This is a genomic window from Polaromonas sp. P3_C2 (assembly GCF_056402675.1).
The window spans coordinates 1-8,658 of the sequence record NZ_JBFUGX010000106.1; the positions used below are offsets into that span (position 1 = coordinate 1).

General features: G+C 64.7%; 4 protein-coding genes. 2 read left to right on the top strand and 2 right to left on the bottom strand.

All coding sequences use genetic code 11. The features are described from left to right. A partial coding sequence (locus tag AC1DWI_RS06745; RefSeq protein ID WP_477724574.1) for a two-partner secretion domain-containing protein occupies window positions 1-3,467 on the bottom strand: 3,467 nt, incomplete at its 3' end. A 392-nt stretch (window positions 3,468-3,859) separates the two neighbouring features. Here AC1DWI_RS06745 and AC1DWI_RS06750 point away from each other — a divergent pair. Together AC1DWI_RS06750 and AC1DWI_RS06755 are read left to right on the top strand one after the other, a co-directional pair. Next, a complete protein-coding gene (locus tag AC1DWI_RS06750) occupies window positions 3,860-4,555 on the top strand; it encodes a response regulator (protein WP_477659127.1) in 696 nt (231 codons plus the stop codon). 12 nt (window positions 4,556-4,567) lie between these two features. Beyond that, window positions 4,568-6,541: a sensor histidine kinase gene (locus AC1DWI_RS06755; RefSeq protein WP_477669219.1), complete on the top strand. Its 1,974-nt coding sequence runs from the start codon at window positions 4,568-4,570 to the stop codon at window positions 6,539-6,541. 180 nt (window positions 6,542-6,721) lie between these two features. Here AC1DWI_RS06755 and AC1DWI_RS06760 read toward each other — a convergent pair. Next, a partial coding sequence (locus AC1DWI_RS06760; RefSeq protein WP_477724575.1) for a beta strand repeat-containing protein occupies window positions 6,722-8,658 on the bottom strand: 1,937 nt, incomplete at its 5' end.

An 8,658-nucleotide genomic window follows, 5' to 3' on the forward strand; every position in this document is an offset into this window, starting at 1 on the left:
GTCGTACCCGTGGCGTTGCTCAAAAAAGGCATGTAGGAGCCCACCATCAAGATATTGCCCGTGTTGGCGATATCGACGCGGCCGGCGCYGTTGAAGCTGCCCTGGAAGCTGGCGGTGGCGGCGGTGTTGCGAAGGGTGATGTCGCCCGATGTACTGTTGTTAAGTCTGCCGAAATTCTGGATCTGGTTGCCTGCGTTGGCCAGCGTCATGCCCCCGAAACTGGTGGCCTGCAAGGTGTTCGCGACGATGGCCTGGGTTTGCGACAGCGCGCCGCGGCTTAGCAGCGCAACAAGACCGGTGCCGGACTGGGTGATGCCGGCCGTTCCGTCCACCGTCCCCACCGACAAGGCAGAGTAGGAGCTAACCTCGAAATTGTTCGTTCCGTAGGCGCGACCGCTGACCTGGCTGATCTGGTTGAGTGAGTTGTCCAGGATGACGGTTTGTGCATCGGCCTTCAGGTTGGCAACCGTGAATGCCGCTGTTTGCGAGATGCCCGAACCTGCAGCGTTGCTGTTTATCAGGCTCAAGCTGGGTGCGCTGGCCAGGTTGATCGCGCCGCCGGTGTYGCCGATGACTATGCCGCCTGTATTGGAAGTGCTGCCGATCGCGATCACCGACGCGGTGATCCGGTTAAGCTCGGCGTTGCTCAGGTTCATGGCGGCGGTTTCTGATGCGCCGCCGAGTGTGATCGGCTGGTTGGCGCTGAAGATGTCCGTGTTGACCAGCACCTTGCCCGCGCCCGCGTTGACGGCGGAGCCGATGTTGATGCGGTCGCCCAGCAGCGTGATCGCACCGCCTCCGCTGGTGATGCTGGCGCCGTCGATGTTCAGGGCGTAGCTGCCGGCCGGCGCAATTGCACCCGTAGGAAAATTCATTCCGCGCAGCGTCATGGCCGCCGTGTTGGAGTTGATGCTGCCGCCGGTCAGGCTCACGGCATGACCCCCGCCCATAGAGCTTGTCCCACCGAGGTTGCCGATCATGGTGATCTCGCCGGTCGAGTTGATGCTGCCGCCCACCATGGAGATGCCGGTAATGTTCGCCGTTCCCCCGTTCGAACTACTGAACAAACCCGTACTGTTAAAACCAAGCCTGCCCGCGACGATGTCTGCGCCGGCATCGATGAGGACGCCGGAGCCGCTGATCCCGGCAGCATTTAACGAGGACGATCCGTCCAGCGTGATGCTGCGCAAGGTGCCGGACTGCACTTTTCCTCTTGCTATCAGGCCCTTGACCTCGGTGGCGGCACTACTGACACCGGCCCGGCCGGTAGCGGTGATATAGCCGCCGGTGCTGGATACCTCCGAGCCGGTGCCGAGTTCCACGCCGGCAGTACCTGCCAGGGAAAACAACCCTGTACGCCCGGTGATGTCGATATTGCCCGCACCTGTGATCCTGGCCAGAGAATCCAGCCGTACGCCGCGGGCCACCTGAGCGATGACCCCGGTCATGCCTACGTCACCGGCGATGGTGACGGTGCCGGTGCCGCCGGTCACGCTGGAATTGGTGACGACCACGCCGCCCGAAGAGCCGCCCGTGGCGCTGCCACCGCCATTCACCAGTCTGCCGGTGATGTTTATCGTTCCGCCCCCGCTGACGCCGATGTTGGTTTGCGTGGCGCCTTCATTGACGAGCTCGAGCGCGTGGTGGCTCGTCCTGGCACCCGACGCTTCGACGGTGATGTTTCCGGTGCTTGCCACGCTGGTGCCCGCCAGCTTCACGGCGCTATCGGCGCTGTTGATGTTGGCATTGCCGCTGGTAAGCGTGGAGCGGTCCAACAGCACGCCATACTGCGACTGGTCTGTCGTGGTACCGTTGATGGTGAGGGCGCCGGTGCCGGCGTTCAGGGTGCTTTGGGACACCCGCACGCCCGAACTCCCGGCCTGGCCCGCGCCGGTCAGCGTGATCGCGCCTCCGCTGGTCTGCAGGACCGTGTTGCTGATATCCAGCGCGCCGGCGGAGTTGAGATTGATCGTGCCGGCGCCGCCGGTCGCGGAGATGGCGGAGGTCTTGATAGCCTGGGTGGCCGCCGCTGTGGTCACGCTCGCCGAGCCCCCGCCGGAAACCTTGAACGCCAGGCCGGCGCCGTGCGTGCTGCCCGTGAGGTCGATGCCGGTACCGGTGGGACCGGTGGTTCTGATGGTGAGATTGAGGCCACTGAGGAGCTCTACATCGGCATTGCCGAAAGTGCCCGTGACGTTGATCGAATCCGTGGCCTCAATAACCACGTCGGAACCCATCGCTTCAATCGTGTCCTCGTAAATGGTGTCGGCGGCCCCGCCTGTGCCGCCCGCGATGGTCATCGTGGCCGGGTCGAGCAGCCAGGTGCCGGTCTTGCCTCGCGGCGCCAGCGTGTTCACCCTGAAGCCCGGCAGGATTTTGAAGTGCGCGGCGCTTGTCTCGATAAAGCCGCCGTCACCGCCATCCGGGGCGCTGGCATCCAGCGTACCGCCCATGTTGACCATGCCGTGCTCCATATCGCCGATCAGCATGATGCGGCCGGCCTTGTTGGCAATCGTCTTCGCTTCAATGACGCCGGTGTTGTTGACGGTGCCCGTGGTGAGACTGTCGAGCGCTTTCGCGCCCAGCAGCACCTGGCCGCCGTCGGCCTTGATGAGCTGTTTGTTCTCGGCCAGTGCGTTGATCGCGCCCTGATCGATGCTGTAGCCGAGCAGGCTCCCGTTGTCCAGGTTCAAGGTGACTTTGTTGCCCGCAGCCAGAAGCGCCGTGCCAAGGCTTGCGGTCATCACGCCTTCGTTGCGCACTTCCGGTGCCAGCAACGCCAGGTAGCCGCCGGGAGCCGCCGTCAAGGTGCCCTGGTTGACCACAGAGCCGCTGCTGCCGTTGCTGCTGAAGACGTGGTTCCCCGCCATGAAGTCGGCATTGCTCATGCTCAAGGTAGAAGCCACCAGTCCGCCGACGTTGACCTGTGAGCCGGCACCAAACAACACCCCGTTGGGATTAAGAATGAAGACCTGGCCATTGGCAGTCAGGCTGCCGAGCAGCTCGCTGGGGCTGGCGCCGGTGATGCGGTTCAGTGCAATCGCTGAGGCATTGGGCTGGTTGAATCGCAGCGCCTCGTTGGCCGCAGTAGACAAACTGGTCCAGTCGATGGCCAGGCGCTGGCTGGCCTGGTTGATGGTGGTGGTGTTGCCTAGCGTGGAGACACTGCCGCTACCCGCCGACACACTGGCATTGGCTGCATCGGCCGCATGCGCTTCATGTGTGAGCACCGCCAGGGAGGTAAGCAACACCAGCGCCGCGCGGCAGGCCGTATTGAGCCTGAAGTCCGCGCCACCGCCATCGACGCCATGGCCTCCTTCCGCCTGCACGTCATCCCACTGCACGCTGCCGCGCGCCGAGCCACCCTTGCTTCTGCCCTTGGCATTTTCCGCCACGGCCACCCACAGATTCAGGGCGGTGTTCCAGACAAGGCGGTAAATACGGTTCATGCTGGCGTGACTTTTCATGGAGGCTTTCGTTGGCGGGTGGAACTTGCAGCGAGCCAGGTTGCCCGCCAATCAGTCGGGCCAGCGCCCCGGATGTTGTGGAACGCCTTGCCCGACTGGCCGTCATCGTACGAATCACGAAAGCCGCTGTCTGTAGCGCATATGCGCTACGCCAGATACCTTCAGGGGCCCCGTTCTAGAGACGAGATCGGATTGCAGACCAATAAAAATAGGCGCGAACAGCTATCAAAAATATAGCAAACCGGTCGGCCGGGTGGCATGATGATCGGCACCGGCGGGCAGCGAACAGGCCCTGCCGGTGACCAGACACCCGTTACCGGCCTGCACGTAGAACAAACGAGCTACACAAATAGCGAGTCGTGCGCCCGAAACCGTCGCAAAATGTCTGCCTGATGAATGCACCTTCCGCTGAACAAGACCTGCCCGTGATCCATGTCGCCATCGTCGAGGACGATCCGGGCTTTCGCGGAGCGCTGAGTCGCGTGGTGCAGGGCGCTTCTGACATGCGCCTGGTGGGCGCGGCGGGCACCCGTGCCGAAGGCTTGCAGATGCTGAAGCAGCCGCCGGCCGATGTGCTGCTGGTTGATTTGGGCCTGCCCGATGGCTCGGGCATTGACGTGATCCGCGCGGCTTCCCGACAGTGGCCGGCCTGCAGCATCATGGTGAGCACCAATTTTGGCGACGAGACGCATGTGATGCAGTCGATCGAGTCCGGCGCTGCCGGCTACCTGCTGAAAGACAGCTCACCGCTGAAGATGGCGGCCGAGATCCGCAGCCTGGCCAGCGGCGGCAGCCCGATCAGCCCCATCATCGCCCGGCAGGTGCTGGCACGCTTTCGCCGCAGCACCGCAGCTGGCGCCGGCACGACGCCCGCCGATATCGACGCGTCATCGCTGCTGTCGGCACGTGAAAAAGAAGTGCTGGACTACATCACCAAAGGCTTCACTGCGGTGGAAATCGCCAGGTTGATGGAGTTGTCGCACTTCACGGTGCGCACTTTTGTGCGGCGCATCTACAGCAAACTCAAGGTTACCTCCAAGGCTGAAGCGATCTACGAAGCCAGGAACCAGGGCATTTTGGCGCAGTAGTTGCCCGCGCGAATGCCTTTTCATCACCACCGCCTCCTGCGTTTTTCGCCCCGCATAGCCGTAGCGCTGCTGGCAGCGGCTGCGGTGCTGACGGGTCTTGTCGCCTGTGACTCTGCGGGCACCCGCGCGGGTGGCTCCCCCAACGCAGCGGCCCTGCATCTCACCCAGGCTGACTGGCAGGTGCAAACCGATGCGGGCTTCACCTCGCCACCGCTCACTCTCGACGGCCAAATCCTGCTGGACCGCTGGCAACCCGTTACGCTGCCGCATGCCCTGCCCATAGCGTTGCTGGGACAGGCCCGGGCTGCAGCATCCGCCAGCGTGGCCCCCGTCACACGCACCAGCTGGTTTCGACTGACYGTGCCGCAGGCCCCGGCATCGTCCACGCCACTGGCGCTGTATGCGGCCCGCGTGCGCACCGACGGCACCCTCGCGGTCTATGCCGACGGTCATCTGGTACACACCGCTCAGCAGCAAGGCCCGTTATGGAACAGCCCGCACACGCCGATGTGGGTGCTGCTGGAGAAATCACCGGACGGCCGGCTGCCGCACGAGATCACACTGCGCATCGAGCACACGGCTGCGACGCAGGTGGCGCTGTCATCACTGTGGCTGGGCCCGGTGGATGCCATCAGCTGGCGCTACCACGGCCGCCAATGGCTGCAGCAGGAATTGCCGGGCATGTTCAGCTCGGCTTTCCTCGCGGTCGGCATCTTCGCCTTGCTGGTGTGGTTGCGGCGCCGGCATGAGCCGGGCTATCTGCTGTTTTTTGTGCTGGCGGCCATGTCCTTCATGCGGGGCCTGCATTTTTATGTGAGCTTCCCGATTGCCAACGACTGGTTTGCCTGGTTCACCGTCAACTCGCTGTTCTGGCTGGTCACGGTGGTGCACTTTTCAATCGGCCTGCTGCACCGGCGCCAGCAACTGTGGCTGACGCGGGCACTGATCACCGCGTCCGTGCTGATGGCCCTGCTGACCCTGCCCCTGTGGTCGGCCCTGCCCAACACGCCGAGGACCACACCAGTGCTGTATGTGGTGGCCGCACTGATGGGCGTGAGCGTCAGCGTGGCGGGCGTCATCAACGCCTGGGGGCGCTCTCGCAGCGCCATGGTGGTGGCCATCGGGACGGTGCTGGCCACGCTCTTTAGCGCGACCGACTGGCTGGTACAGAACAATTTCATCAGCCCCGAAAACTGGTATCTGGGCCCGCATACCAACGCGATCACCTTCAGCGTCTTCGGTTATGTGATGTACCGCCGTTACACCGGCGCCATTGCGGAAGTCGAGCAGGTCAACGCCAGCCTGGCCGAGCGCCTGCGGGCACGCGAAGCCGAACTTGAAGCCAGCCACCGCAGCCTGCGCGAGATTGCCCAGCAGCAGATGCTGAGCGATGAACGCCAGCGCATGATGCAGGACATGCACGACGGCTTGGGCTCGACGCTGATCAGCGCCATCCGCTCCATCGAAGGCGGCGGCATGAGCGACGAACGCGTGACGCAGACCCTCAAGGACTGTATGGACGACCTGAAGCTCGCCATCGACTCGATGGAGCCGGTGGAGGCCGACCTGTTGCTGCTGCTGGCCACACTGCGTTTCCGGCTCGAACCCCGGCTGGAAGGCACCGGCGTCACGCTGCTGTGGGAAGTGCAGGTACTCCCCACGCTGGACTGGCTGAACCCTTCCAGCGCGCTGCACATCCTGCGCATCATCCAGGAAAGCGTGGCCAACATCCTGCGCCATACGCATGCGACCGAGATCCGCTTTAGCACTGCCATCGAAGGCGCCGGGGTGCAGGTCATCATCGAAGACAACGGCCAGGGCTTTGATGTCGACCAAGCCTTTGGCGACGCCGCGGGGAAAGGCCTGCAAAACCAGCGGCGCCGCGCGCAAACCATTGACGGCACGGTCAACTGGCAATCGGGGCCGGCGGGCACGCGCTTTACCTTGTGGCTTCCATTGGCCCCCACAGTCACTCACTCCGTGTAGTTCCTTGCCCCCCGAGGGGGCCGCCCGCCTGTGGCCCGGCAAAGCCGGTTCCACGGCTCATGCTGGTTGAAGAGTTCTGTGCGCACAAACGGGGGCCGCGGGACTGGCTTTGCCAGACCGCAGGCGCCGCCCCCTGAGGGGGGAACAGGCTACACGAAGTGAGGCTGGACGGGGGTGGGCTTATTCCTCGTTCGTGTTTCCGGCTTCGGCAGCGGCAGCTTTCAGGGCGTCACTGGGGTCTGCACCACCTCCCTGCGCGCCGCCACCGTCACCTGAAGCGCCAAGGCTCGCGATGTTCCGTAGCGCGCTCAGATAAGCGTCGCTTGCCGGGCTGCCGCCTGGCACTACCGGCACCGGTACAGGCGCTGCTACCGGGTTGATGGTCAGCACGCCGTCGACATAGGCCAGCGCGTAATTGCCGGCACTGTAGCCGCCGGGCGTAATGGCGTAGCTGCCCACAGCGCTCGCGCCTTGCGAACTGCCGCCGTAGGTCAGCGCGCCGCCCAGCACGGCAGCCGTTTCGCCGCCCACAAAGCCGCTGAAACTCACGCCGTTTCCGCCGGTATAGGCTGCGGCGCCCACGGTCCGGTTGTCATTGTTGGCCGTGACGCTCAGGTTGGCCTTGTTGATGTCGGCCGTCGCCGTGACGGGAGCCGCAGCCAGCTGGTAGTTGCTGGCCAGGCCGCCCGCGCCGTTGGCCAGGCCGTAAGTGGCGGTCACGGTCTTGCCGTTGGCGGMATTCGCGTCGGAGAAGTTGGCACCCGTGGAATTCAAGGTCAATAGCTCACCGTAGGCCAGGCCCGTCAGGGTGCCGACGTTGCCGAGGGTCGCTGTTGCGCTGCCATCGTAGGTTTTGTTGTTGGCCGCCATGCCTGTCACGCTCACCGTGGCTTTGCCCACCGTCAGGGTGCCGTTGGTGTACGCAATGCCGTAGCCCAGGGCTGAAGCCAGCGTGCCCTGGGTGATGGCGTGCGTGCCCGCGGAGGCCGCGGAACCCGTCGGCGCTGCCAGCACGCCGGCCAATGCGGTTGCAGCCGTGTCGCCGGCCACCAGCCCGGAATTCAGTGTGTACGTCAGGCCTGGGTCGGCCGCGCCATAGACCTTGGCCTGGTTGTCACCCGTGATGGTGAGCACCGGCGTCACGCTGTACACCATGCGGTTGCCGCTGAGCGAAGTCATGGATGCATCGGTGGGAGCATTGGCGGCGTAGGTACGGCTGAAAGCGTTGCCGGTGGAGGCAAAGCCGCCAAAGGTGTTGGCCGTCGGGTCGGTCGAATACACCAGGAAGCGGCCCGCGCCCGGGTTCAGCGGCGTGGCGCCGGCGTTGTTGATGAAGTTGCGCCCGGCGGCCAGCACCAGCGAATCATTGGCGGCACTGCCGGAAGTCACGGTGTTGTTCAGCGTGATGTCACCCGCAGCGCCGGTGGCGCGCACCAGCACCTTGCCGCTGGCAGTCAACCCTGCCGTGTTGACGGTGCCGACGGCCAGCGCGCCGGCCTGCGAGTAGTCGACGCTGCCGGTGTTGCCTGCCAGCGTGGTCACCGCGTTGCCTGCATTGTTCAGCGCATGGCTGCCGGTGCCCAGCAGTTCCAGGCCCGTAGCAGTGATCGCCGCGCTCTGTGTGCTGGTACCGGCGGTGTTCAGCGTGAGTTCGCTGGCCGTCAGCGCGCCGTTGATGGCGATGTTGCCGCCGGTCGTGATCAGCTTGAGCTTGTCCTGGCTGTTGCCGAACGCGCCGCCCACCGTGATGCCGGCATTCGAAGCCAGGCTGACGGTCTGGGCGGAACCCGCGTTGGTGCTCACGCTGAAGTTGCCGGTGTCGATGGCATTGGCGGCGGTGATGCTGATGTCACCGGCCGCGCCCGTGGTGCTCAGCACCTGCGCACCGCTCACGTTGGTACCCAGCGCGATGCCGTTTTGTGAGGACGCCGTCAGAGACGTCCCGCTGACGTTGTTCGCCGCGCCGTTGCCGTCGGTAATGGCACCGGCCGCGGCGCTGAGGCTGACCGAGCTGCTCGACACCGCCTTGACCGCCAGGCTGCCGGCCGTGGCCGTGACATTGACGCTGCCCGCCGCGAATATGTTTTCCAGCGTGCCGCCGTTGGCCAGGCTCAGGT